At 50.9% G+C, this 24247-nt stretch carries 22 protein-coding genes; 15 read left to right on the top strand and 7 right to left on the bottom strand.

Translation table 11 applies throughout. The features are described 5' to 3' along the window. Nucleotides 1-221 precede the first annotated feature (221 nt). The gene (recG, locus tag ABD852_RS22950) at nucleotides 222-2324 is read left to right on the top strand and encodes an ATP-dependent DNA helicase RecG (protein WP_345033140.1); all 2103 of its coding nucleotides are present in this window, start codon (nucleotides 222-224) and stop codon (nucleotides 2322-2324) included. Nucleotides 2325-2472: 148 nt separating this feature from the next. Here the strand turns inward: recG and ABD852_RS22945 are convergent, their stop codons facing one another. Further along, nucleotides 2473-3108, bottom strand: coding sequence for a peroxiredoxin (locus tag ABD852_RS22945; protein WP_345033139.1), 636 nt, complete (start codon nucleotides 3106-3108; stop codon nucleotides 2473-2475). 182 nt (nucleotides 3109-3290) lie between these two features. Between ABD852_RS22945 and ABD852_RS22940 the strand changes: the two genes are divergently transcribed. From ABD852_RS22940 to ABD852_RS22920, 5 genes are all read left to right on the top strand, one after another. Then, nucleotides 3291-3857 carry an RNA polymerase sigma-70 factor gene (locus tag ABD852_RS22940; protein WP_345033138.1) on the top strand — a complete coding sequence of 189 codons (567 nt, stop codon included), beginning with the start codon at nucleotides 3291-3293 and terminating at the stop codon, nucleotides 3855-3857. Between the two features lie 251 nt (nucleotides 3858-4108). Continuing rightward, nucleotides 4109-5308, top strand: a complete 1200-nt coding sequence (locus tag ABD852_RS22935) for a FecR family protein (protein ID WP_345033136.1) — start codon at nucleotides 4109-4111, stop codon at nucleotides 5306-5308. 284 nt (nucleotides 5309-5592) lie between these two features. After that, nucleotides 5593-9057, top strand: a complete 3465-nt coding sequence (locus ABD852_RS22930) for a SusC/RagA family TonB-linked outer membrane protein (protein WP_345033134.1) — start codon at nucleotides 5593-5595, stop codon at nucleotides 9055-9057. Nucleotides 9058-9102: 45 nt separating this feature from the next. Beyond that, a complete protein-coding gene (locus tag ABD852_RS22925; RefSeq protein WP_345033132.1) occupies nucleotides 9103-10644 on the top strand; it encodes a SusD/RagB family nutrient-binding outer membrane lipoprotein in 1542 nt (513 codons plus the stop codon). Nucleotides 10645-10729: 85 nt separating this feature from the next. After that, nucleotides 10730-11764, top strand: coding sequence for a dihydrodipicolinate synthase family protein (locus ABD852_RS22920; protein WP_345033130.1), 1035 nt, complete (start codon nucleotides 10730-10732; stop codon nucleotides 11762-11764). A 197-nt stretch (nucleotides 11765-11961) separates the two neighbouring features. Here ABD852_RS22920 and ABD852_RS22915 read toward each other — a convergent pair whose 3' ends face one another. After that, complete coding sequence (locus ABD852_RS22915) at nucleotides 11962-12408, bottom strand: GNAT family N-acetyltransferase (protein WP_345033128.1); 447 nt, start codon at nucleotides 12406-12408, stop codon at nucleotides 11962-11964. A gap of 91 nt (nucleotides 12409-12499) precedes the next feature. On the opposite strand from ABD852_RS22915, the gene ABD852_RS22910 reads away from it, so the two are divergent. Next, nucleotides 12500-13981: an aminotransferase-like domain-containing protein gene (locus tag ABD852_RS22910; RefSeq protein ID WP_345033126.1), complete on the top strand. Its 1482-nt coding sequence runs from the start codon at nucleotides 12500-12502 to the stop codon at nucleotides 13979-13981. Here ABD852_RS22910 and ABD852_RS22905 read toward each other — a convergent pair. The 3 genes from ABD852_RS22905 to ABD852_RS22895 form a co-directional block, all read right to left on the bottom strand. After that, complete coding sequence (locus ABD852_RS22905) at nucleotides 13947-15602, bottom strand: ribulokinase (protein WP_345033124.1); 1656 nt, start codon at nucleotides 15600-15602, stop codon at nucleotides 13947-13949. The genes ABD852_RS22910 and ABD852_RS22905 overlap by 35 nt on opposite strands. Nucleotides 15603-15858: 256 nt before the next feature. After that, nucleotides 15859-16770, bottom strand: a complete 912-nt coding sequence (locus ABD852_RS22900; RefSeq protein WP_345033123.1) for an ROK family protein — start codon at nucleotides 16768-16770, stop codon at nucleotides 15859-15861. Nucleotides 16771-17030: 260 nt separating this feature from the next. Further along, nucleotides 17031-17738, bottom strand: a complete 708-nt coding sequence (locus ABD852_RS22895; protein ID WP_345033122.1) for an SDR family oxidoreductase — start codon at nucleotides 17736-17738, stop codon at nucleotides 17031-17033. A 61-nt stretch (nucleotides 17739-17799) separates the two neighbouring features. Here ABD852_RS22895 and ABD852_RS22890 point away from each other — a divergent pair, with 61 nt between their 5' ends. Beyond that, entirely contained in the window at nucleotides 17800-18528 is a 729-nt protein-coding gene (locus ABD852_RS22890) for an MlaE family ABC transporter permease (RefSeq protein WP_345033121.1), read from the top strand. A gap of 84 nt (nucleotides 18529-18612) precedes the next feature. Further along, nucleotides 18613-19365, top strand: coding sequence for an ABC transporter ATP-binding protein (locus tag ABD852_RS22885; RefSeq protein ID WP_345033120.1), 753 nt, complete (start codon nucleotides 18613-18615; stop codon nucleotides 19363-19365). A 78-nt stretch (nucleotides 19366-19443) separates the two neighbouring features. Here ABD852_RS22885 and ABD852_RS22880 read toward each other — a convergent pair whose 3' ends face one another. Further along, nucleotides 19444-20940 (bottom strand): lipopolysaccharide biosynthesis protein, encoded by a 1497-nt coding sequence (locus ABD852_RS22880; RefSeq protein ID WP_345033119.1) that lies wholly within the window; start codon nucleotides 20938-20940, stop codon nucleotides 19444-19446. Nucleotides 20941-21132: 192 nt separating this feature from the next. On the opposite strand from ABD852_RS22880, the gene trxA reads away from it, so the two are divergent. From trxA to ABD852_RS22850, 6 genes are all read left to right on the top strand, one after another. Beyond that, complete coding sequence (gene trxA / locus ABD852_RS22875; RefSeq protein ID WP_345033118.1) at nucleotides 21133-21429, top strand: thioredoxin; 297 nt, start codon at nucleotides 21133-21135, stop codon at nucleotides 21427-21429. A 144-nt stretch (nucleotides 21430-21573) separates the two neighbouring features. After that, nucleotides 21574-22464, top strand: coding sequence for a hypothetical protein (locus tag ABD852_RS22870; RefSeq protein WP_345033116.1), 891 nt, complete (start codon nucleotides 21574-21576; stop codon nucleotides 22462-22464). A gap of 68 nt (nucleotides 22465-22532) precedes the next feature. After that, nucleotides 22533-22679 carry a hypothetical protein gene (locus tag ABD852_RS22865; protein WP_345033114.1) on the top strand — a complete coding sequence of 49 codons (147 nt, stop codon included), beginning with the start codon at nucleotides 22533-22535 and terminating at the stop codon, nucleotides 22677-22679. Next, nucleotides 22673-22852: a hypothetical protein gene (locus tag ABD852_RS22860; RefSeq protein WP_345033113.1), complete on the top strand. Its 180-nt coding sequence runs from the start codon at nucleotides 22673-22675 to the stop codon at nucleotides 22850-22852. Before ABD852_RS22865 ends, ABD852_RS22860 begins: the two co-directional genes overlap by 7 nt. A gap of 25 nt (nucleotides 22853-22877) precedes the next feature. Continuing rightward, nucleotides 22878-23024 (top strand): hypothetical protein, encoded by a 147-nt coding sequence (locus tag ABD852_RS22855; protein ID WP_345033111.1) that lies wholly within the window; start codon nucleotides 22878-22880, stop codon nucleotides 23022-23024. Continuing rightward, nucleotides 23018-23164 carry a hypothetical protein gene (locus tag ABD852_RS22850; protein WP_345033109.1) on the top strand — a complete coding sequence of 49 codons (147 nt, stop codon included), beginning with the start codon at nucleotides 23018-23020 and terminating at the stop codon, nucleotides 23162-23164. Before ABD852_RS22855 ends, ABD852_RS22850 begins: the two co-directional genes overlap by 7 nt. Nucleotides 23165-23236: 72 nt before the next feature. On the opposite strand, the gene ABD852_RS22845 is transcribed toward ABD852_RS22850, so the two are convergent. Then, the gene (locus tag ABD852_RS22845; protein ID WP_345033107.1) at nucleotides 23237-24172 is read right to left on the bottom strand and encodes a sugar phosphate isomerase/epimerase family protein; all 936 of its coding nucleotides are present in this window, start codon (nucleotides 24170-24172) and stop codon (nucleotides 23237-23239) included. Nucleotides 24173-24247 lie beyond the last annotated feature (75 nt).

Genomic DNA, 24247 nt, shown 5'->3' with positions numbered 1-24247 from the left:
TTTACTATACGGCTGAGCCTTAGCCCGATGATTGATAATAAGATATTGACCCGAACACTTCCGTCGCTATACTGTCAATATCTTAGTACAAAACTAGATTTTTTTTTTTCGATACGGCAATTTTTTTACGTGAATTTATTCCTACTGATCTTGTTTATTTTCTATTATAGCATTTCCGACCGATTTTAGGGGCGAATCTCCCATTCGACTGCAAAACTCGCATGAATCCTAAAAATAATCTTTTTGATACAAATATCGCTTTTTCCAAGGGAATAGGTGATCAAAAAGGTGCGCTGTTAACCAGTGAGTTGGGAATCGGCACCTACCGGGAAATGTTGCAGTATTACCCGTTCAGATACGAGGACAGGACTGTCCTTCATCGTGCTTCTGATCTTCGTACCGGTATGAACCATGCCTTGCTGCGGGGAAAACTGACCCGGTTTGCCCTCGAGGGGTCGGGCAGCAAAAAAAGACTGACCGCCATTCTTAACGACGGGACCGGCCAGGTAGAACTCGTGTGGTTTCAGGCCATAGCCTGGCATCAGAAAAACCTCAACCAGCACCAGGAGTATTTTGTTTACGGGAAACCGGTCCAATTCGGGTCAAAATGGAGCATTACACATCCCGAAATTGAAGTTCATGTTCCCGGACAGCCCTTTACAGCCAGGTTTACGCCGGTATACCAGCTTACGGAAAAGCTGAAACGGAGAAGCATCGATAGCCGTACGCTTTTCAGAGCGGTGGAAAGCATCCTCGCGAAAACGTATTCCGAAATCCCGGAAACACTGCCCGGTTCTTTGCTGGAAAAGTACCGGTTGCCGGCCAAACGTGACGCTGTATACCATATTCATCTCCCGGCCAATGAAAACCTACTGAACCAGGCCCGCCGCCGTCTCAAATTCGAGGAACTCTTTTTTAATCAGCTCCAGTTGATCAAAAAGAAATTTTTCGAAAAAAAAACCACTCCCGGGCCCGTATTCGGACAAATCGCCTTTGTCCATGAATTATTCGAAAAGCACCTCCCTTTTTCGCTGACCAATGCGCAAAAACGGGTGATACGGGAAATACGGAATGATGTCAGGTCCGGCCTGCAGATGAACCGGCTGGTACAGGGTGACGTAGGCTCCGGGAAAACCATAGTCGCTTTTATCGCCGCCCTGATGGCCATTGACAACGGCTACCAGGTGTGCCTCATGGCTCCTACTGAAATTCTCGCCGAACAACATTTCAACAACCTCCAAAAGCTGGCCCTAAAGCTGGGAATCGAGGTAGGCAGACTGATGGGCGCGACCAAAGCAAAAGATCGAAAAATATTACACGAGGGGCTCCGCTCAGGCACCATCAGCCTGGTAGTAGGCACCCATGCACTACTGGAGGACGAAGTCCTCTTTCACAATCTCGGGCTTTGCATCATCGACGAACAACACAGGTTCGGCGTGGCCCAGCGCGCACGTCTGCTGGACAAAAACGCCCGCATCCGTCCGCATATGCTGGTAATGACGGCCACCCCTATTCCGCGTACGCTGGCGATGACGCTTTACGGCGACCTGGACCAATCGGAAATCGACGAGTTACCGCCGGGCCGGAAGCCGATTGTCACCACACACCGTTTCGACAGTCACCGGGCTGCCGTCTTCGGATTTTTAAGATCGCAGCTAGGCGAAGGCCGGCAAATTTACCTGGTCTACCCCCTTATCGAAGAATCTGAAAAATCGGACTTAAAAGACCTGGAAGATGGCTATGAAAGCATTTCCAGGGCTTTCCCGGGCATACCGCTCAGCATCGTACACGGCAAAATGAAACCCCGGGATAAAGCGTTTGAAATGGCTCGCTTCGCCCGGAATGAAACCAAAATACTGGTGGCCACTACGGTGATTGAAGTCGGTGTGGATGTTCCCAACGCAACGGTGATGGTCATAGAAAATGCCGAACGCTTCGGTCTTGCACAACTTCATCAGCTCCGCGGACGTGTGGGCCGCGGTAGCGGGCAGTCGTACTGTATCCTGATGACAAGCTACAAACTGTCGGCAGATACCCGCAAACGGATTGAAACCATGTGCCGCACCAACAACGGTTTCGAAATTGCACAAACCGACCTGGAGCTGCGTGGCCCCGGAGACTTAATGGGCACACAGCAAAGCGGGATTGTTGAATTAAAAATAGCCAATCTCGGCCTCGACGGACCTATACTGAAAGAAGCGCGGGCATCCGCCCTGGAAATTCTCGAAAATGACCCCGAATTATCTTCCCCCGGCAACCAACCCGTCAAAAACCACCTTCTGCAAGTCGGCGATCAGGGAACCAACTGGAGCAGGATCGGGTAGTGAGACGTGAGGGGTGAGGTATGAGGGTCGGTAAATTAAACGGACTCACGGCTCAAAACTTACACCTCACACCTAAAAAGCGCTGAGCCCGCCTGACTCAGAATCAAGCGGGCTCAAAGCTCAAAGCTCACTACTCAAACCTCACTCCTTATTTATTCGGCTGCGGCGTATAACGCAGATATGGCTTCACCACGCGAACCCCTTTGGTGAATTTCTTCTGTGCATCTTCAGTACTTACGGCAGGAACGACGATTACATCTTCACCTTCCACCCAATCGGCCGGTGTAGCCACCTGGTAGTTGGCAGTCAGCTGAAGAGAATCGATAACCCGGAGGATTTCGTTAAAGTTTCTTCCGGTAGATGCCGGGTAAGTCAACGTAAGCTTAATTTTCTTATCCGGACCAATCACAAAAACGGACCGGACGGTCGCTTTCTCGCTGGCATTCGGGTGGATCATATCATATAACTCCGCTACCTTACGGTTTTCATCAGCGATAATCGGGAAATTTACATCAGACGATGTAACTTCATTGATATCCGGAATCCAACGGTTGTGCGAGTCGAGGTCATCCACACTTACCGCCAGAACTTTTACGCCCCTCTTTTCAAACTCCCCTTTCAAAAGTGCGGTCTTACCCAGTTCAGTTGTACAAACCGGCGTGAAATCGGCAGGGTGAGAAAACAAAAGTCCCCACTTATCGCCTAGAAACTCATGAAACCTGATCACCCCCTGTGTGGTGTTAGCCTCAAAATCCGGTGCTACGTCTCCTAATCTCAATGACATAACTTATAAATATTTTGAATGGTTTTAGAACAATAATCTACTGACTTAATAGACTTCGTAAAGGTACATCTTTTGTTACTAACAAAAAACAGTTCTGCGTGGCATGCTTCCGGAATAGCCTTTTGCAATCCTTTTAAAGTATTAAAGACAAGCCAGTAAAGCATACCTGGCCAGTCTTGTGCATGAGGCCCACCGAAACCCGCGGGGAAGCAGAAATTCTTGCCGCCGTAGCCAACGGGGACAGGAAAGCCTTTTCTCTTCTCTTCTACAGGTTTCACCAGGAATTGGGCGCTTTCATCACCAGGATTACAAAATCAGACGCCTTGGCAGAAGAAATTGTACAGGACACTTTTATGAAGGTCTGGACCAACCGGCATACGCTAGCCGATGTACGTAATTTCAGGGCCTTCCTCTTCACCATTGCGCGGAATCACAGCTTCAATGCCCTCCGCGACGAAACCCAGAAAAAATTCAGGCTTGAAGCGCTCTCTTCTGCCCTTTCCTTTTCCGATACCGCAGACGACAGTCCGGACAAAGAGGTTCTCTTCGGAATTGTAGACAAAGCAGTGTCGCAATTACCGCCACAGCAACAAAAAGTCTGGCGAATGAGCAAGGAGCAGGGCCTGGCCTATCACCAGATCGCTGAAAGTCTTCAACTCTCCCCGGAAACGGTAAAACGCCACATCAGCCTGGCCATGGCATCCGTTTCGCGCTACGTCAGGATGAGCAGGTGCGAAGGGGAAGTCTAGGACTCTATCCGTACGGTGTTCTCCGGAAGCATCGGCCGGACGGTCATCCTGATATCCATTCGTGAATTCGTGGCCACGCCCTCCTCAACCCGTTTTATTTCCTTTTTTTGAAAAAAAATTCCAAATCAATTGACCCGATCCCGGCGTTTCTGTGTCTCCAAGATATGAATCATGGGCGGTAGGGTTTCAGCAGCTATGTATAGTTGCACCGGGAAACGCTCAGGGCTCAAACCTCAACCCCGTTGAAGAGAATGAACAAAGAAAGGATCCGGCTCCTGCTTTATAAATATTTGAATAATTCGTCGAGCGAAGCTGAGAATCGCGAGCTTGCCGGACTACTTCAGATAAAAGGGCTCGAAACAGAGGTTAAACAACTTCTGGATGAGGCCTGGGATGATTTTCATGATGAAAGCAAGCCGTTTTCGACCGGTGAAACCGAGAGGATGCTAGCGGCGATCCTCGGGAATAACGAGGACGCCGATCCGGTTCGTGCGCCAAAAAGATGGTACTATTCCCGCAGTGTGGCTGCGGCGGCCGCCTTCCTCCTCCTCGGCGCCGGCCTTGTGTGGTACACCAGCCGTGACATAGCCGGCCGGGAAACCATTTCCGCCGCACCGAAAGTAATCCGGCAGGATGTTCAACCAGGTTCCGACAAAGCGTTCCTGACGCTCTCCGACGGGCGCGATATCGCACTCAACAACGCTGCGTCCGGACTGCTCGCCACGGAAGGGAATATCAAAATCTTTAAAGCCGGCGACGACTGGCTCTCCTATAAAACTTCCAGTCACAACCTCCCTAAAAAAGAAGCCTTTCACACGCTTCGCACGCCGCGGGGCGGCCAGTATCACCTGGTACTTCCCGATGGTACGAGAGTTTGGCTCAATGCCGCTTCAGCCATCACCTATCCGATACACTTCAGCAACGCGCAGCGAAATGTTAAAATAGAAGGCGAAGTCTACTTTGAGGTAGCCAAAAAAGCTGCAGGTAAAAGAAAGATCCCTTTTATCGTGACCGCCCGCGACGTATCGGTGGAGGTCCTGGGAACACAATTTAATATCAACGCCTACCAGGATGAAAAACAGGTAAGCACCACACTCCTGGAAGGCTCGGTCAAAGTTAAAACCGCGAAATTCAGCAGCATGCTCGACCCCGGCCAGGAAGCAACCATTTCGAATACATCGAATGATATCCGGGTTTCAAGCGCCAATACCGACCAGGTTATCGCCTGGAAAAATGGATTTTTCCAGTTCCGGGAATCCTCGCTTGAATCTATCATGCGACAGCTTTCCAAATGGTACGACGTAGATGTAACCTATGAAGGGAAGCCGATGAGCAAGAAGTTTACCGGGGAAATCCCTCGCAGCGCCACGCTCCTGGAAGTCCTGGAAATCCTTGAGCTCAATCACATCCAGGTAGAGCTGGCCGGCAACCGAATCACGATTAAGGCTTAAGGGGGAATTGGAGATCGGATGTCGGAAATCGGAGATCGGAAATCTGGTGTTGGATGTTGGAGATCGGATGTGGGGTCGGATAGGAACCCAAGGAGTTCTAACCTTAACTTAAGTATACGCGAACCGACTAATATTGATATCAACCTTAACAAAACAATCATGTACTTAATCTCAACCCAAACGCTAAAATCCTCCCAATCAACCATCTGTTAACGCATCAAAGCTGATCTATCATTACTAATCTAAACCTTGCGATGTATTCCGGTAAATTAAAATTATGGAAATTGAGCACCGGCTCCGGGCCTGTACTCAGACTATCAAAAGCCCTTCTGTTTGCCCTGCTGCTTTTTGCAGCCTGCCCGGGCGTTGCCGCAGGCATAAGCGCTTCACAGAAAGTGACGCTCTCCGCTAAGAACATCACGCTCGAAGAAGCTTTCAAAATCCTGAAGAAGCAGTCGGGCTACACGTTTTTCTATGACCACGAGTTGCTGAGAAATGCAAAAAAAATCAATGTAAATGTCAAGAATTTATCGCTTGAAAAGGCGCTGGATGCCTGTCTGGCAGAACAATCGATTTCTTATACCATTGTCGGCAAAACGGTGGTATTAAAATCGGTTAGGCGAAACGACGCGCCGGTTTCTGTAACAGCAAACGAGCCGATCAAAATTGAAACGGAGGTCAGGACGCAGGCGCTGCCTGTAACGCAGGTCCGGCTTGCGGAACTCCAGCAAATACTCGCCGAAACCGTGAGAGGAAAGGTATCCGATGAAAACGGAGCGCCGCTCCCCGGTGTAAATATCATGATAAAAGGTACGTCACAAGGCACGTCAACGGACATCGACGGTCAGTTTACGCTCACCGTACCAGAGAATACCGTGGTCCTGGTGTTTTCGTTTGTGGGATACACACCGCAGGAAGTATCACTCGGCGGACGCAACAGCATCAATGTAACCATGCAGGTTGACAATAAATCACTGGAAGAAGTAGTAGTAACCGCGCTTGGGATCAAGAAGGAAGTGCGGGCACTCGGATACTCTATTACCCGGGTAGACGGTCAGGCATTTGCCAAAAACCGCGAAACCAACTTCATGAACGCACTTTCCGGTAAGGTAGCAGGTGTAAACGTGGTACCGGGTGCAACCGGGGCGTCAGGTTCGAGCCGTGTGACCATTCGCGGAAGCACGTCCATCACCGGCAGCAACAGCCCGCTTTATGTGATCAACGGCATGCCCATGAACAGCGATCAGCTTGGACAGCCAGACGGTACAAGACCTGACTGGGGTGACGGCCCGTCGAGCCTAAACGCCGACGATATCGAAGAAATTTCGGTTCTGAAAGGTGCAACTGCCGCCGCCTTGTACGGGTCAAGGGCAAAGAATGGCGCTATTCTTATCACCACAAAATCAGGGCGGGGTAGCCGCGGAATCGGCGTAGAATTTAACACGAACAATACCTGGGACGTCCCCCTGTTTTTGTGGGATATTCAGAATGTCTACGGACAGGGTTATGGCGGGGTTCGTCCCCCATCGCCGGAAGAAGCGGCCAAGCACAGCCAAAACCACTGGGGCGAGAAGTATGATGGCGTACCTACTCCCCAATACGACGGTCAGAGCAGGCCCTATTCCTACGTTAAGGACCAGGTGCTCAAAGACTATTACAGAACCGGGTTTACGTCTTCAAACAACGTGTCTTTCACCGGCGGAGGCGATAATGGAACGTTCAGACTCGGTATCTCCGACATGAGAAACCAGGGAATTGTGCCCAACAACAAAATGAGGCGGAATAACATAAGTCTCGGCATCAACCAGAACCTTTCCAAAAACTTTTCGGTCAATGCGAATATCGACTACGTAAATGAAAATGTAGACAACCGTTATATATTGGCAACCGGGCAGGGAAGCGGCCCCGGAACCATTCTATATGTAAACAGCAATATGCCGACCAGCGCCCTCTCGCCCGGCTATGATAAAAATTACCAGGAATGGGTACTCGGTTCCGACCGGAACGCTACCAACCCCTATTTCGCGCTCAACCGCATTACGAACAACAGCCAGAAAGACCGGTTTATTACTACGGTAACCGCGCGCTGGAACATTCTGAGCTGGCTATTTCTGCAGGGACGCGTCGGTCAGGACTTTTTCTCGTTCAAAGCTAACCAGGTCATCCCCGATGGAACGGGCTTCCTGCCGGCCGGTAAGATCATCGAAAATACTTCGACTTTTTACGAGAGAAACTACGAAGGCTTGTTAGGTATTAACAAAGAACTGACCGATGACTTTACCCTGTCTGTCAATCTGGGCGGTAATATGATGGCCCGAAAAACTTATCAAACCGACGTCGAAGGGCTCGGATTCGTAGTGCCGCAGTTTTATGTGATAAACAACACCGCCACCAGGAACGTCTCAACCGGCGACTACAGATCCAAAACAAACTCTCTTTTCGGAACAGCAGAACTGGGTTTCCGAAACCAGTTGTTCCTCAACGTAACAGGTCGGAACGACTGGTTCTCGACTTTGAACCCGAAATCAAACAGCTATTTCTACCCTTCGGTAGGCGCCAGTTATGTATTCTCCGAATCACTCAGCCTGCCTAAGGCGATTTCCTTCGGAAAATTAAGGGTTGCCTATGCTTCGGTAGGTGGTGGAACCGACCCTTACCTTCTGAACCTGACCTACGGCCTGCTTCCGTTCAGCTTCAGCGGCGCGCAGCTAGGTACAATCACACAAAGCACCATTCCGAACGCAGCTCTCAAGCCGCTTAGTGTAAATGAAATTGAAGCCGGGCTTGATCTCAGAATGTTTAACAACCGGGCCGGGCTTGACTTCTCATTCTACAACAAAGTAGCTAACAACGACATCGCATTCGAAACTATTTCCACAACCAGCGGTTATGCAGGCGCCGTTGTCAACGTCGGCAGTATCCGCAACCGGGGTGTCGAGTTGTTGCTTACCGGAAAACCGATCCAGAAAGGCGATTTCACCTGGGATGTAGCAGTAAACGCGGCCTTCAACAAGAGCAAGGTTCTGAAGATCTCCGAGAGCAGCAACGAGTTCAACATGGCTACGGGAACCAAAGCTACCATTCGTCATATCGTAGGCCAGGAGTACTCACAGATCGTTGGCCGGAAGATCATGAAAAACGAAAACGGTCAGGATATTATCAATGCCGCCGGCACCCCTATGGTTACTTCGTACGTAGTTCCTTTCGGATCAGGCGTTCACAGATGGACGACCGGTCTGACGAACAATTTTTCCTATAAGGGGTTAACACTTTCGGTTCAAATTGATGGAAAATTCGGCGGGAAATATTATTCCGAAACCAACTACAGCCTCGAACACCGCGGCATGAGCTGGAAATCACTTCTGGGACGCGAGGACGGTATTGTGCTTCCGGGGGTAACGGAGAGCGGCGAGGTGAACCAGGTTAAGCTGACCAAATCACAAGTCGAAAACCGGGCCATTATTATTGCCAGACGCGAGGCGCTTGACGACTATCTTTACGATACCAGCTTTATCAGGTTCCGGTACGCATCATTGACTTACAGCCTGCCCCGGTCAGTATTCGAACAACTTGGCTTTGTAAAAGGGGCCAGCGTATCTTTTATCGGGAGGAACCTGGGGCTTTTGCTCAGTCGTACGCCCGGACTGGATCCTGAGTCGCAGCTTTTTACAGACAACAAGCAGGGCATTGAAAAATCTACCCTGCCGCCCGTCAGAAGCTGGGGATTCAATGTTAACCTGAAGTTTTAATAAATCCCATTTTTGAAATTTCTCATGAAATCATATTTCAAATTCATGTTAGGTTTGATGGCAACCGCCGGGTTGTCCGCCTGCGACAATGGCTTTGAGGAGCTGAATAAAAACCCACTCACTGTTACGCAGGAGCAATTTAAAGCCGAATACCTCTTTTCAACCGCTCAGTACCGCACTTTCCGTGGTGACGAAACCAATTCGCTTTACTACGGTAGTACCATGACCCAGCAAATGGCTACACTGAGTGACCGCGGTATTTTTGACTTCTTCGGCGATAAATATGTCTACCACGAAAGCGCAAATGACAACCTTTGGCTCGCCACCTATGACGGAGGCCTGGGGCCTGTGAAGCTTTTGGAAGACATTTTCCACCTGGCGGAGGGCAAAGACGACTACCACAACCTGGTACAGATGACCCGTATCTGGAGAACGATCGTATATTCCCGGTTGACGGATATGTATGGCGACATTCCTTATTCGGAAGCCGGAAAAGGGTACTACGACAGGCTTTTCAGACCCAAATACGATGCCCAGAAAGACATCTATAGCCACATGCTGGCTGAGCTTGAAGACGCTACCGCCAAGCTGGACGTCAGTCGCAAAACCTTCGCCTCGGCTGATATTGCCTACAAGGGAGATATCACCAAGTGGAAAAAACTGGGCTATTCGATGATGTTGCGCCTCGGGATGCGGCTTTCCAAAGTAGATCCTGAGAGTGCCAGACTATGGGCCGACAAGGCCTTCAAAGGGGGCACGTTTGCAAGCAATGCCGACAACCTGGTGATCCGGGGCGCCGACGCAGCGGGCGCCAACTCCAACCTGGTGAACGGCCAGAGCGAAATGTTCCGCGTAGGGTTTGTTCCGGGGAAACTTTCGGCAACGTTTTTCAACTTCATGAAAAACGGCGGTGACCCGAGGCTCAAATACATCGCGGCCATCTATCCGGACTGGCGCAATAACAGTGTAAAAGATACGAATCCGGCGATTCAGAAGGGTCTGCCGAACGGTTTGAACGCGACTACTGTCAAAAGCGACCCCAGCTACGATCCTACAAAAAATGAGCATCAGTACTCCGGTGTGAATCGCGATATCTTCGCAAAATTTGATGGTCCGCGATTCTTCGCAACATTCGCCGAGTCTGAGTTCCTGTTAGCAGAGGCAGCGGTGCGCGGATGGATTACCGCAGACGCCAAAGCGCGCTACGAGAGCGGAGTGGCAGGCGCGATGAAGGTGCTCACGACTTATGACGCATCGGCGGTTATTTCTGACCAGGACATTGCAGCCTATTTACTGGCCAACCCCTATTCAGGAGCAATGGGAACAGAGAAAGCGCTGGAGCAGATCAACACCCAGTATTGGGCGGCAACCTTTCTGAACGGCTACGAAACCTATGCCAACCTGAGACGTTCCGGCTATCCCAAGCTGGTGCCAGTGCAATACCCTGACAACGATTCCAATGGAAAAATACCATCCAGACTCCGCTATCCGCAAAGCGAAATGGTATACAACAAAGTCAGTTATGAAACAGCTGTAGGCCGCCAGGGAGCCGACAATTTTAACACCAAAATCTGGTGGGATAAATAATTGACTGTTTCTTCTGCCCGCAACCTTTTATTAATTCAGAACAGGGCTGGTTTGCCGGCCCTGTTCTTTTGTTTGTTGACAAGCCATGAAAACCGAAAACCTCGAGTCCCGGCGGAAAGCCCTGCAAAAACTTGCTTTCCTGCCTTTTATCTCCAACCTGTCTTATCCTGAGGAACCTCTCGGTATCGCCGGAAAGAAAAGAAAACCCGGCTTCGTCCCGGTAATGGTAACTCCTTTCAAACCGGACCTTTCTATCGATTGGGGTAACTTCGATCGGGTTACCGATTTTTACGCCGCCGCCGGGGCGGACGGCTACTTTGCCAACTGCCTGAGCAGTGAAATGTACGCCCTTTCCCCCGGGGAACGATTGGCCGTTACCCAACGCGTCGTCAAGCATTTCAAGGGGAAGATGCCGGTAGTCAGCACCGGCTCATTCGGCGACACCCTGGAGGAAAAGGCCGGGTTTGTAAAAAAAATACACGATCTCGGTACAGACGCCGTCATTCTCATTACCGGCCACATGGCGGCAAAATCGGAAAGCGACGATGTCCTGATCGCGAACCTTCGGAAGCTGGTTTCGCTCACGGGAAATATTCCCCTCGGCACCTACGAATGCCCGAGCCCCTATAAACGGGTGCTTTCACCGGAAGTTTTTCAGTACCTGGTCGACAGCAAACGGTTTATTTACCACAAAGACACGTCGGAAAATATCACCAACATCGCGGCCAAGCTCGGAAAAACGGGAAAAAGCAGCTTAAAGTTGTATAACGCGCATACTGCGTCGGCGGCAGCGTCACTGCGCGAAGGCGGGGCCGGCCTCTCCCCCATCTCCGGGAACTTCTACCCGGAAGTCATTACATGGCTCTGCAAAAACGCCAATAATCCTGTCAAAAAAGAAGAGGTCGACTGGCTTCAATCGGAACTGGCTGCAACTGAACCCTTGATTTCAAAGGGCTATCCGCTCAGCTCGAAATATTTCCTCAAAAAACGGGGTGTACCGGTTGAACTCGTTTGCCGCTTGACCAGAACGCTATCTAAGGAGCAACAAGGTGTTCTGGACCAGGTACACGCACGTTTTCTGGGCTGGTGTGAACGGCTGGAAATTAAGCCCGTCACCTGATAGCTGAACCCCGGCATTTCCCGGATAAAGCAGCTCAGTTGCAACCGGGAATCCGGCGGTCTCCGGGGAAATCAGTACACCCTGCTTGCCGCCGCCAATCTGCTGTCTGTCTTCATTGTGCTGTGGATGACGTTTGTTATTATGATTGACCGGGTTATACCGAACTGGCCCTGATTACGGCGTAATTGTACCGCCACTCATTTCCACCAATGGTAGTAGTTATGGAGCCCGTCGTATTCAAAACCGCAGCGCGGATAGAGCTGGTTGCCGATCCCGTTTGTCTTTTCAGTCTCCAGCATCAGACCGCAGGCCCCTGTTTCGTCGCACCATTGCTTACTGCGGTCGATCAGCGCAACAGAGAGCCCCCTCCCCCTGTAAGCGGGCGTTACGAATAAATCGCTCAGCAACCACTGTTTCTGCAATTTGGTATAGTGAAAAAGCTTGTAAAGCTGTGTAAACCCAACCGCCTTCCCATCGGCGACAGCCACGAAAATATCAGATTCATGGTTCAGCAATCGCTCTTTAAGAAAAGCTTTTCCTCTTTCCACATCCGATTCCTGGCGATAAAATACACGATACTGGTCGAACAGTTCCGCCAGTTCATTCAAGTCTTCCAGGCTTGCTTTTTTGATTTTGTAGTCCATCTTGTAAAAAGTGTTTATGATTTCGTTGGTAAAAGTAGCCGCGAACAGGACTACCTTTGTAGTCCAGAAATCAACTATGAGATAGTCCAGAATGATTCCCTTTGAGCACCTCGTCCGCCTGGACCGTTCCAGCCCTGCCCCCATCTACCGGCAAATAGCCGCAGCTCTCGTTAATGAAATCCGAAACGGGGTATTAGGCGCCGGTACCCATCTGCCGGGCAGCCGGGAGCTCGCCAAAATCCTTCAGGTACACCGGAAGACGGTGGTAGCTGCCTATGAGGAACTCGCCGCGCAGGACTGGATCCAGGTCCATCCCAGGAAACACGTCATGGTTTCGCAACGGATCCCGCTCCTGAGCCCGCAAAAATGGAAATCCGGCCTCAGCGCCACTTCGTACCAGAATGATTTGACGCTACCCTTCCGGCATATTGCTCCCATCGGCGCCGAATCCTCAGCAGTACCCGAATTAATGATCGACGATGGCTACCCGGACATCAGGTTATCCCCGATCGATGAACTTCTGAAAAACTACCGATTCTATACGTCCAAACGACATACCATAAAGAACGCCAACATCGGTACCCTCCAGGGAACCGTTCAACTAAGAGCCGAACTGGCGCGTTATCTGTCCGGAACGAGAGGCCTTGCCATCACCCCCGACAACCTCCTGGTTTCTCACGGAGCCCAAATGAGCATTTATCTCTCGGCCAGGCTTCTCCTGGAGCCCGGCTCGTTCATTGTTGCGGGAAAACCAGGGTACCTGATTGCCAACAGGGCATTTACCGAAGCAGGCGCGAAGGTCCTTGAAATCAATGTTGACGATCAGGGCATTGATACCGATGCACTGGAAGAGATCTGCAGGCAGAAAAAGGTAAGCGCGGTTTATGTGATCCCGCACCACCACTACCCGACGACCGTCACATTAAGCGTCGAAAGGAGAATGAAACTATTGGATTTATCCAACCGCTATGCCTTCACCATTATTGAAGATGATTATGACTATGATTACCACTATGCCTCATCTCCCTACCTCCCGCTAGCCAGCGGCAACCATTCCGGGAATGTAATTTACATCGGATCATTCTCCAAAATTCTCGGTCCCACGCTGCGGATGGGATTTATGGTAGCGCCAAAGAACTTTATTGGTCATTGTACCGCCCTTCGAAAAGCGATCGATGCCGGCGGCGACGGCTATATGCAAAATGCGCTGGCGTCGCTGATCAAAAACAGTGAGCTTTCCAGGCATCTTAAACGCGCGAAAAAGGTATACCACCACCGCCGGGACTTTCTCGACAAATTGCTAAAAGAAAAACTGTACCCTTACGGCACTTACACGCTTCCTACGGGCGGTATGGCGATCTGGATCACACTCCGCAGCCAATACCCGGTCGAAAGGCTGCTATCCCTCCCGCATTTACAAATAAAAGGCGTTTACCCGCAGGAAAACGCCTTTCGGTTTGGCTTCGCCTCACTCGATGAAAACGAACTGGAAACATCGGTCTCCCTTTTAAAGCAAGCCCTGGAGACGAATCTGCCTGCTACTCCCCCTGAGAAACCGTTTCAGCCTCTATAAATGCTCCCAACCGCAGGTATCTCTCGTAGAGCTTTTCGTACACGGCTACTTTCTCAGGCTCCGGGAAATATTCGGTGTCAAAGCCGGAAGTCATAGCCTGCTGCGCTTCATCGATAGTAGCATAAACACCCGCCACCACCGCAGCATACATAGCGGCGCCGAGGGCGCAAGCCTGGTCGGAGGCCGCCACCTTAATCGGCACATTGAGCACATTTGCCAGCGTCTGCATGACGAGCGGCGACTTTTTCGCAACTCCGCCAATGCCTATTACCTGGCGTATGGCTACGCCCTCCTGCATAAACCGATCCACAATGCTCCGCGCACCAAACGCCGTCGCTTCTACGAGCGCTTTAAAAACGCGGGGCGCATCGGTACCCAGGTTCAGGCCCGAAACCAGGCCTTTCAGCTCCAGGTTCACATCAGGTGTCCTCCGGCCATTGAACCAGTCTAACGCAACCGGGTCCTCCACCGTAAGCGGGAGCGCCATTGCTTTTTCGGAAAGGTGCGGCAACAGGCGGTCCGAAAGCTTCTGAAGAGTCTCCTCGTCATCGATAAGCTCCGCTACCGGTGTCAGAATCAACTTCTTAAACCACGCATAAACATCGCCAAATGCCGACTGCCCCGCTTCAAAACCGATCATACCGGGAATAATCGAACCGTCTACCTGGCCGCAAATACCCTTTACGAGTTGGCTCCCGACTTCTTCTTTAGGGGCCACCAGCATATCACAAGTCGATGTCCCCATGACGCGGACAAACGAATACGGTTCTATAGCCGAGCCTACCGCGCCGATATGCGCATCTATGGCGCCAATGCCGACTTTTACAGTATCGGGCAGGCCAAGCCGTTGTGACCATTCGCTGGTAAGGGTACCAATCGCAACATCCGACGTATATGTATCTTTATATAGCCTGCTCCGCAAACCGGCCAATAGCGGGTCCAGCGCGACCAGGAACTCCTCGGCCGGCAAACCGCCAAAATCTTCGTGCCACATGGCTTTATGCCCGGCAGAGCAACGGCTTCTCTTCATAGTCAGCGGGTTGGTTTCACCGGTAAGCACGGCCGACATCCAGTCACAATGCTCCACCCAGGAGAAAGCCTTTGCCCGCACCTTTTCATCAACCCGGAGCGTACGGAGTATCTTTGCCCAAAACCATTCCGACGAGTACAGCCCGCCCACATACCTGGTAAAATCTACCTCCCAGGAGTGCGCAAGGTCATTAATTTCCTGCGCCTCGCGGTTGCTGGTATGATCTTTCCAAAGGATAAACATCGCGTTCGGGTTTTCCTCAAATTCGGGGAGCAATGCCAGCGGAACACCGTTTTCATCAACTGCACCGGGTGTTGACCCGGTTGTATCAATGGAAATACCCACAATATTGTTGGCTACACCGGGGCCCACCTGTGCGACGGCGCCTTTTACCGCGGCTTCCAGCCCCTCCAGGTAATCGAGCGGGTGTTGCCTGAACTGCGAGGCCGCGGCATCGCAATAAAGCCCCTTTTTCCACCTGGGATATTCAAAGACATAGCTGCTTAACAATTCGCCCGTTGCGGTATCGGCTACCACTGCCCTGACCGAGTCGGTACCGTAATCGAGGCCTATCACGTATTTGGTATTCATTATAAAAAGGTTTGAGCCGCGGCGGACCGCTGTGAGCTGTGAGTTATGAGCTGTGAGTTATGAGTTTTGTGAGTCGGGGCGGCGAACCGCTGCTGACACGCCGGCACATGGACGGCCTTTTCAAATATACGCCTCATTATGGCTTCAGGGCCATTTGCCAGGGCTAAAAACGGACGGATGTATATAAAAAAAGGTTCTTCCGGATGTCGGCAACTGCCTGACCGGAAGAACCTTCGGGTTTGAGTCCCCTGTTTTTCTATTCAAAGCAGAGTGATGCAGCGCCCAGCAGACCCGCATCATTTGCCAGCGTGGCCCTCTTGACGTTGAGCGTCTTCACATAATAAGGAGTCAGCCAGTTGGACAAACGCTCCTGGACACTCGGCATGATATAGTCAAAAGAGGCAGAAAGACCGCCGCCGATCAGAATGGTAGTAATGTCCAGAATCCGGATCATGGCTACCAGGCCATCGCCGAGCATATACCCCACCTCCCTGAATATTTCTTTCGCCAGCTCATCGCCTTCTGAGGCTGCCGCTACCAGCCCTGTCGTCGAGATACTTCCGTCAGCAGGCAGCAAAGTTTCACCGGTGTAAGCCGCGCGCATTTCCTCTGCAAGTTCCAGCAGCTCCTTTTTCCCGATATTGCGCTCCAGCACCCGCCCGTTACGCGAAGGAATATGCCCGGGTTCCATGGCGTTTCCGCCGCCGCCTTTAAATACTTTTTTATCGATAATGGCAGCCCCGCCGATCCCCGTCCCGAGCGTTATAAAAATATAGTCTTCCGGAACATCCTCTTCACCAAAATAATACTCTCCCAACGCCGCGGCATTGGCATCGTTCTCCAGGTAAAAATCATGGCCCGGGAAACGCTTTTTCAAATCCGGGACAATCTTAATCCCGTTGATTTCGGGGATCGCAGTAATTTCGATAAGCGTGCTGCGGTCCCGCGTGATCAGCCCCGGTACGCCAATTCCAACCTTTTTTACCTCAGGGTATTCCTTCAATTCCAAAGCGATTGCATCTCCCAGGCGTTCGATAAACCTGCCGGATTCTCGCCAGCTGGCGGTGTCGTGACTGTAGAAATTCGAGATTCTGCCATCCTTAACATCTACAATGCCCATTTTTACGTTAGTTCCACCAATGTCGATACCCAGGTATTGTTGCTCCATTATTGATATATTTTCTTAAAAATAAGTACCTCCTTCCTAAATGTTCTTAACAAAGCTGCTAAATTAATAAATCCGGACCAACCCCAACGCTTCCCGTTCAAAACACTTCGTGAAAAGCCTGGCCCCTTCCGGGATTTCAGCTTCTTTATGTAACGGGAGAGGTAGCCAGCGAAACGCCGCACCGTGTCTCCGGGTCCTTCTATAAAAACCAGCTTTTTTAAAAGAAAGACTACCGCGACCAAAATAAGTCTAGCAAGCTCTTAGATATCTCCTAATTGGGGTCTCAGCAACAGCTCCTCCACAACCGTACTGTCTGAAAGCGAGTAGGCGGCCCAGATGGCGGCGGCAACGTCGTCGCTTTTCATAAAACGCTCCGGCGGTAAATCAGTCCCCGCCCAGCTGTCGGTGAGCGTGGCTCCCGGTAAAACGGCGGTTACCCGTACGCGGTACGGCATGAGCTCCTGCCGCAGCACCTTCGTCATACCATACAAAGCATGTTTAGCGATTGCGTACGCGCCTCCATTGGGATATGCCGTGATGCTGGCGATCGAGCACATGTTAAAAATATGCCCGGAACGACGTTCCATCATGTCTTTTACAAACCCCCTGGTCATCCGGTACGCACTTAGCAGGTTGGCTTCCAGGACGTTCTCCAATACGCCCGAAGCTTCCTCGTGGATCCGGCCGGGAATAAAGAGCCCGGTATTGTTGACCAGGACATCCACGGGGCGCCCCATTTTTTTTACGTGCTCCACAAATGCATTCACACCCGCTTCGCCCGAAAGGTCGCCCAGGAAAGTGTAAAGCTTACCTGTGAACTTTTTTGAGGCCGCCTCGGCCTCCAACCGGTCTATATTAAGTTGTTTTCTGGAGCCGGTTATCACGTCGAAACCGTTTTTCAGAAACAAAAGAACAACTGCTCTACCTATGCCACGGGTACCGCTGGTTACTACTGCAAATGGATTCATTTTTCTATTTAGCTCAATTTTTTCCTATTTTTCCCGAATATTACCGATTCTGATTATTACAATGTCCAACTTAGGCAAATTCTTTATCTTTCTCGGCAGCCAGTTTACCCAGCGGGAGAAATTCTCGGTATACTGGTCGCGTTTTCTGGAGGAATGCAGCAGCATCGGCGTCAAGTCCGTTTTTATTGTAGCAATTGTTTCTACGTTCATCGGAGCGGTATCCTGCATTCAGACGGCCTACAACCTGGTCAGCCCCCTTATTCCGGTCTCTACAGTCGCACTGATTGTGCGCGACATGCAGATTCTTGAGCTGGCCCCCACGATTACCTGTATTGTGCTTGCGGGGAAAGTAGGATCTCACATTGCCGGGGAGTTGGGTACCATGCGGATCACCGAACAGGTCGAAGCACTTGAGGTGATGGGTATAAATTCGGCGTCCTACCTGGTATTGCCGAAAATACTGGCTGCGATGGTGACTTTCCCCATGCTGGTTGTTCTGGCGGCCTTCCTTGGTATCTGGGGCGGTTACATGGCCGGCACCGTTACCGGCGTTATTTCGGAGAGAGACTATATCTACGGGATCCGCGACAGCTTTGTGCCTTACAACATCTTTTTTATGTGCGTCAAACCCTTCGTCTTCGGGTTTCTGATCGCCGCGATTTCTTCATTTAAAGGATACTACACCAGCGGCGGCGCACTGGAAGTAGGTCAATCCAGCACTCAGGCAGTAACCAGCAGCTGTATCGCCGTACTGATAGCCGACTACCTGCTGGCCCAACTGCTGCTCTGACGGGGCAGGAGGTTTCGGGGGTAAGGTCTGAGGTTTTAACATCGGCCCCGCTCCTCATCCTCATTGCTCAAACCTATCAAAACCATGATTGAAATTAAGAATATAAAAAAGTCGTTCAACGGCAAGGATGTGCTCCTGGGGATCGATGGCGTGTTCAAAAAAGGGGAAACCAATCTGATCATCGGGGGTAGTGGTACCGGGAAAAGTGTGCTGTTAAAGTGCATCATCGGGCTCATCAAGCCTGACGATGGGCGTGTCTTATACGACGGACGCGATTTCTACAGCGGTGATAAAGACGCCATGCAGTCCATTCGCAGGGAAATGGGCGTGCTTTTTCAAGGCGGCGCACTGTTTGACTCCCAGACTGTTGCCGAAAATGTTCGTTTTCCCCTTAATATGCTTACCGACCTGTCGGCATCGGAAAAGAATGACCGCGTCAATTTTTGCCTGGAACGGGTAGGATTGGAACAGGCGGCCAACCGGATGCCTTCTGAAATAAGCGGCGGGATGAAAAAGCGGGTGGGTATAGCCCGTGCGATTGTCATGAACCCCAAGTATCTTTTTTGTGACGAGCCCAACTCAGGACTCGACCCGCTGACGGCCGTCAAAATTGACGAACTCATTAAGGAAATCACGGAAGAGTACCAGATTACGACCATCGTCATTACCCACGACATGAACTCGGTGATGGAAATCGGGCAAAATATTATTTTCCTGTACCAGGGCCGCAAACTCTGGGAAGGCAACGACGCCACCATTACCCAAAGCGAGGTCCCGGAACTGAATGAATTTCTTTTCTCTAACAAACTTCTGAGGGATCTCAGGAAATCGGGTTAGAGGTGTGAGGGATGAGCTGTGAGGTTTGAGGTTGAGATATGAGGTTGCAGCGCTCCCTCACACCTTACACCTCACACCTCATCCCTCATCCCTCCTCCGGAACTCTTTCCGTTCTACAAGAAAAATCGATAGACAGGCCAGCAGGAGAGCGGCCGAGTGAACCAGGAAGGAGATGGTCAGGTCTTCCATTCTCCATTGCGAGAATAACAGGATTACCCCTAAACCGCCGCCGAGATACCCCGCTGCCGAGGCAAGGTCATAAGGGATGGGGTAATATTTCTGACCAAAATAATAACACAAAACCATCATGGTGAAACCTGATCCCGCGAACGCCACGGCGCAACCCAGGTACCCCCAAAGCGGTACCAGCCAGTAATTGAGCAGTATCACCACCACAGCGCCGGCAATCGAGAGGTAGGTACCGTAGGCCGTTTTATCGGTCAATTTAAACCAGGCGGCGAGGTTATAGTAAATACCCAGGAAGAGAAACCCCGCCAGCAGCCAGGGAGCCACGTAAACGCCTTCATGATAGATACTTCTCCGCAGAAAGAAATGCGACAGCACGTCCAGGTTAATCGAGATCGCTACCCACATCAGCGAGCACGCAATAATGAACCATTTCATGATCCTGGCGAAAACGGGCGGCGCATTTTTGTCCACTCCCCTGCTAAAAAAGAAGGGCTCGGCAGCATATTTGAATGCCTGGATGGCCAGGTTCATAAAAATTGATAATTTGAAACATTGCCCGTAAATACCGATCGCCTCTTCCGTCGTCCGGCCGGGGTAAAATCCGTCCGGCAGGAGTTCTCTCAGAAAAACCCGGTCGAACATCAGGTTAATGATGGCGCCGAGGTTCATCACCAGGATCGGGAAAGCATAGACCCACACGGGCCGGAACAGTTGCCAGCTGAAGATAAAGCGGAAACCTGAAAACTCCTTGCTGAGCAAAGGAATCACCACGAGGCTTGAAATGAGATTAGCGAGAATGATGTAATCGGAGGCGTTGAGCGGGTTATACAATTCGCTGATCAGGGGCCCGAGCGAAGCCAGGTATTTTCCTTCATAAATATCCCTGAAAACAACCAGGAACAGGAGGTTTAACCCGACGAGAAGCAGGATGCTCCCAAATTTAATCGCTACAAATTTCCTGGCCTTTTCCTCCAGTCTCAACCGGGCAAAAGGAATGGAGGTGATGGAATCGGCTGCGAGAATCAGGGCAAACCACCTCACCAGCTTTGCGTCGTCGGGGTAGCCGATAGCAGCTGCTGCCCCGGAAGCTCCTGCGAGCAGAACCCCGGAAAATACAACAGATACCAATATTACCGCGCTTAATATCAGGTTATAGTACCGGGCGCGGTCGCTCTGGTCCCGGGCAAACCGGAAAAAAGCAGTTTCCATCCCGAAAGAATAAAGCACCAGCGCGATACCCGTAAACGCATAGAGCTGCACCTGGACCGCCAGTTCGGCTGGGGCAAAAAGTTCTGTATGGAGCATCACCAACAAATAGTTGATCATTCTCCCGAGCATGGTACTTACACCATAAAGCGCCGTATCACTGGCCAGTTTTTTTAGCATGACATGACGAAGGTATCCGCGACCTAAAAAAATACGCGGGCAAAAGTATCACAAAAACACCTGTGGAACCAACGCTTCCAAACTATAAGTTTATTTTTGTTGTTTTAATCCCGAAGGCATTACGTAATGCCCCGGATGGCAGAAATATCCGGGGTATCATTCATATACTGACTTATCATAATACTGGTTGATATGAGCACATTTGCAGACATCGTAAACAGCGACAAACCTGTTCTCGTAGATTTTTTTGCGACCTGGTGCGGGCCGTGTAAAACCATGTCCCCCATGCTGGAGCAACTGAAAAAAGAGGTAGGCGAAAAGAGTAAAATCGTCAAAATTGATGTCGATAAGAACACATCACTCGCCACCAGGTTTCAAATACAAAGCGTGCCCACCCTGATGCTTTTCAAAAACGGAAAGCCTGTTTGGCGGCAGTCCGGGATTGTCCCGATCAACCAGCTGAAACAGGTGATTGAAAAGCATTCATGAAGGGGATTGGAGGTCGGAAATCGGAGGTCGGAAATCGGCCCGGCCGCGTCAGATAATCGTTTGCGGAAGCAGGGTAAACCGATTTCCGATTTCCGATTTCTGATTTCCGCTTTCCGCTTTCCGCCCCCATCCCACCTGTCCAATATGACGCTAAAAGAAAAATCGGTAGACGCCGTCGTCAACGTTTACGGCAAACCCTACCAAACCGCAGTGACCCTGTTGTCGCTGCTGGAACATTCCGGCAAATGGATTGACAAGATCTATTTCGTTGAAGAGCGGAAACAGCCCAACGGAGCAGATTTTCAGTTCATCCTCGACCTTTTGGGTGACCGGATTGTTTACTATAAGCCCAAAGTCTGGCTATGGGTCAATAAAATGAAAGCCCGCCGGCTACTCATGAAAACCAGCTATTTCAGGAATGCCGTCCGCTACCAGTACGGCTGGGAGCGGTCTGACAAGGAGTTTCTGCTGATTCTTCACAACGACGTGCTGTTTACAGGGGATCTCGTAGGCCAGTACCTGCATAATATTGGAGAAAGTACCGGTATCGGTCGGATCGGACAATGCTGGAACTGCCCGGCATTTGCAGGAAATCTTTGCACGCCCGAAACCTACACGGCTTATCGACCGGATTATAACGAAATAATGGAAATAGCAGGTCGCCACGCCGCTATCAGGAAAGATAAATACAAAACCGTAGTAGACAAGACACACCCCTGGCCGCTTCCGGAATGCCGGTTGAATGAATATGTGGCGATGGTCAGCCTGAAAAAAGCCCGGCCTGATACCGCGCCTCTCGGTACTGCACAGCCATTCGGTTCCTATAATATTGTCGACCTGGGGATCGAATGGTTTCATGCCATGAACAATCTCGGGCATCGGTTCAGTCATTTTGACTATGACCCCTATGCCATTCACAGCTGGATAAGCCTAAAAAACGCCGGGCACGACGCACTCTTCAACCAGGACCTGTACCTATACGAAGAGAATATCGCGAAAGATTATCTCAGGAAAGAGTTCGACCTGTCTGTTTAACCGACGACAGACGGAGGCGACAACCATAGGACGCCAGACGGAGGGCATCGGCCGGATGGTCATCCTGAATGGAACGCAGTGGAACTGAAGGATCTCCTGTTGCAAGAAAAACTCCCTCTGAAAGGGATTGGATACGGGGAGGGGGAGATCCCTCCGCTGCGGTCGGGATGACCCTCCGGTTGGAGCGGAGCCATCCATCGTGTTGTCAATGGTAGCGCATCTGCCGGATGGTCATCCTGAAGCGGAGCGCAGCGGAGTCGAAGGATCTCCTGTTGCAAGAAAAAAGCCCGTTGAAATGGATTTGGTACGGGGACCGGGAGATCCCTCGGCTGCGCTCGGGATGACCCTCCGGGTGGTGCGGCTCCAAACCTGTTGTTGTCAATGCTAGCGCATCTGCCGGATGGTCATCCTGAATGGAACGCAGTGGAACTGAAGGATCTGCTGTTGGTACTAAAAAGCCCGTTGAAATGGATTTGGTGCAGGGAGCGGGAGATCCCTCCACTGCGGTCGGGATGACCCTCCGGTCGGAGCGGCGCCAAACCTGTTGTTGTCAATGGTAGCGCATCTGCCGGATGGTCATCCTGAAGCGGAGCGCAGCGGAGTCGAAGGATCTCCTGTTGCAAGAAAAAAGCCCGTTGAAATGGGTTTGGTACAGGGACCGGGAGATCCCTCCACTGCGGTCGGGATGACCGTCCGGTAGGAGTGCCACCCGGAGATGACCCGCCTGAGAAATCCCCCGCTTTCCTACGTTCCGTCCGGAATAACGGCCCTGTTAACTAACTTCCGCTCCGGCTTTTTCCAGCGCCTTTTTGGTGGCTTTGATGCCGTCATATTCCGACAGCTTGTCGCCTTCATATTCTATCCCGACAATCCCTCTGAAACCGCTGTCCTTAACAATGGTCAATATTTTATTGTAGTCCGTTTCCACCACATTTCCCTGGTCGTCGAAACTATGGGCTTTGGCGCTCACTCCCTTGGCAAACGGCATCAGTTCCTGCGTCCCCTTGTAGCGGTCGTATTCTTTGAGGCACACATTATGGTCATCCGGTTTTCTTTCAATACAGAAGTTACCGAAATCGGGGAGTGTCCCTACGTTTGGCAGCCCTACCTGCTTCATCACGTTGGATAGCCAGGCGCCATCGGAAGAATATCCCCCGTGATTTTCCACAATCACATTGATCCCCGATTTCGAAGCAAACTCCCCGAGCTTACCAAGACCGTCTATCGCCGCTGCCGATACATCCTCCGCGGAACCCTCACCGTAAGCATTGACGCGAATCGTTACACATTCCAGGTGCTTGGCGGCATTTACCCATTTAAAGTGATTTTCCACTGCCTTGTTGCGCGCGGCGGCGTCCGTATCGCCAAGCCCGCCCTCACCATCGATCATGATGAGGTGATTTCTGACGCCGTTGTCCTTGGACCTTTGCAAAAGGTCATTCAGATAGGTCGCATCTTCTGCCTTGTCTTTAAAAAACTGGTTAACATATTCGATAATGTTGATCCCGAATTCATTTTTAGCGGTAGCTGCAAAATCAAGATTCGTCAATTTCCCTTCCCTTAAAGTCCGGTGAAGCGACCACTCGGCCAATGCAATCTCGAAAAAAAGCTTTTTCGAAGTACCCTGGCACGCAAGGCCCGGAATCATACCAGCGCCCAATGCTGCGAAACCAGCCTTTTTCAGAAAATCCCGACGTGATGAATACATATTAGATGTTTTAAAGGTTGAACACCGCATTAACGCAGCATAATATTGGTAAAAGTAAAGTAGCTGTTAAAAATA

It is taken from the genome of Ravibacter arvi (assembly GCF_039540405.1).
GTDB classification, from domain to species: Bacteria; Bacteroidota; Bacteroidia; order Cytophagales; family Spirosomataceae; genus Ravibacter; species Ravibacter arvi.
The sequence above is the reverse complement of the archived record's forward strand: the minus strand, read 5'-3'. Positions and strand labels throughout refer to the sequence as shown.

Bases quoted from the DNA above. Each gene is read 5' to 3' on its own strand.
- ABD852_RS22845 (WP_345033107.1), bottom strand. From the start codon at position 24,172: ATGTATTCATCACGTCGGGATTTTCTGAAAAAGGCTGGTTTCGCAGCA.
- ABD852_RS22910 (WP_345033126.1), top strand. From the start codon at position 12,500: ATGATTCCCTTTGAGCACCTCGTCCGCCTGGACCGTTCCAGCCCTGCC.
- ABD852_RS22935 (WP_345033136.1), top strand. From the start codon at position 4,109: ATGAACAAAGAAAGGATCCGGCTCCTGCTTTATAAATATTTGAATAAT.
- ABD852_RS22885 (WP_345033120.1), top strand. From the start codon at position 18,613: ATGATTGAAATTAAGAATATAAAAAAGTCGTTCAACGGCAAGGATGTG.
- ABD852_RS22855 (WP_345033111.1), top strand. From the start codon at position 22,878: ATGGAACGCAGTGGAACTGAAGGATCTGCTGTTGGTACTAAAAAGCCC.
- ABD852_RS22915 (WP_345033128.1), bottom strand. From the start codon at position 12,408: ATGGACTACAAAATCAAAAAAGCAAGCCTGGAAGACTTGAATGAACTG.
- ABD852_RS22880 (WP_345033119.1), bottom strand. From the start codon at position 20,940: ATGCTAAAAAAACTGGCCAGTGATACGGCGCTTTATGGTGTAAGTACC.
- ABD852_RS22870 (WP_345033116.1), top strand. From the start codon at position 21,574: ATGACGCTAAAAGAAAAATCGGTAGACGCCGTCGTCAACGTTTACGGC.
- trxA (WP_345033118.1), top strand. From the start codon at position 21,133: ATGAGCACATTTGCAGACATCGTAAACAGCGACAAACCTGTTCTCGTA.
- ABD852_RS22940 (WP_345033138.1), top strand. From the start codon at position 3,291: ATGAGGCCCACCGAAACCCGCGGGGAAGCAGAAATTCTTGCCGCCGTA.
- ABD852_RS22895 (WP_345033122.1), bottom strand. From the start codon at position 17,738: ATGAATCCATTTGCAGTAGTAACCAGCGGTACCCGTGGCATAGGTAGA.
- ABD852_RS22905 (WP_345033124.1), bottom strand. From the start codon at position 15,602: ATGAATACCAAATACGTGATAGGCCTCGATTACGGTACCGACTCGGTC.
- recG (WP_345033140.1), top strand. From the start codon at position 222: ATGAATCCTAAAAATAATCTTTTTGATACAAATATCGCTTTTTCCAAG.
- ABD852_RS22850 (WP_345033109.1), top strand. From the start codon at position 23,018: ATGGTAGCGCATCTGCCGGATGGTCATCCTGAAGCGGAGCGCAGCGGA.
- ABD852_RS22920 (WP_345033130.1), top strand. From the start codon at position 10,730: ATGAAAACCGAAAACCTCGAGTCCCGGCGGAAAGCCCTGCAAAAACTT.
- ABD852_RS22865 (WP_345033114.1), top strand. From the start codon at position 22,533: ATGGAACGCAGTGGAACTGAAGGATCTCCTGTTGCAAGAAAAACTCCC.
- ABD852_RS22860 (WP_345033113.1), top strand. From the start codon at position 22,673: ATGGTAGCGCATCTGCCGGATGGTCATCCTGAAGCGGAGCGCAGCGGA.
- ABD852_RS22925 (WP_345033132.1), top strand. From the start codon at position 9,103: ATGTTAGGTTTGATGGCAACCGCCGGGTTGTCCGCCTGCGACAATGGC.
- ABD852_RS22890 (WP_345033121.1), top strand. From the start codon at position 17,800: ATGTCCAACTTAGGCAAATTCTTTATCTTTCTCGGCAGCCAGTTTACC.
- ABD852_RS22900 (WP_345033123.1), bottom strand. From the start codon at position 16,770: ATGGAGCAACAATACCTGGGTATCGACATTGGTGGAACTAACGTAAAA.
- ABD852_RS22945 (WP_345033139.1), bottom strand. From the start codon at position 3,108: ATGTCATTGAGATTAGGAGACGTAGCACCGGATTTTGAGGCTAACACC.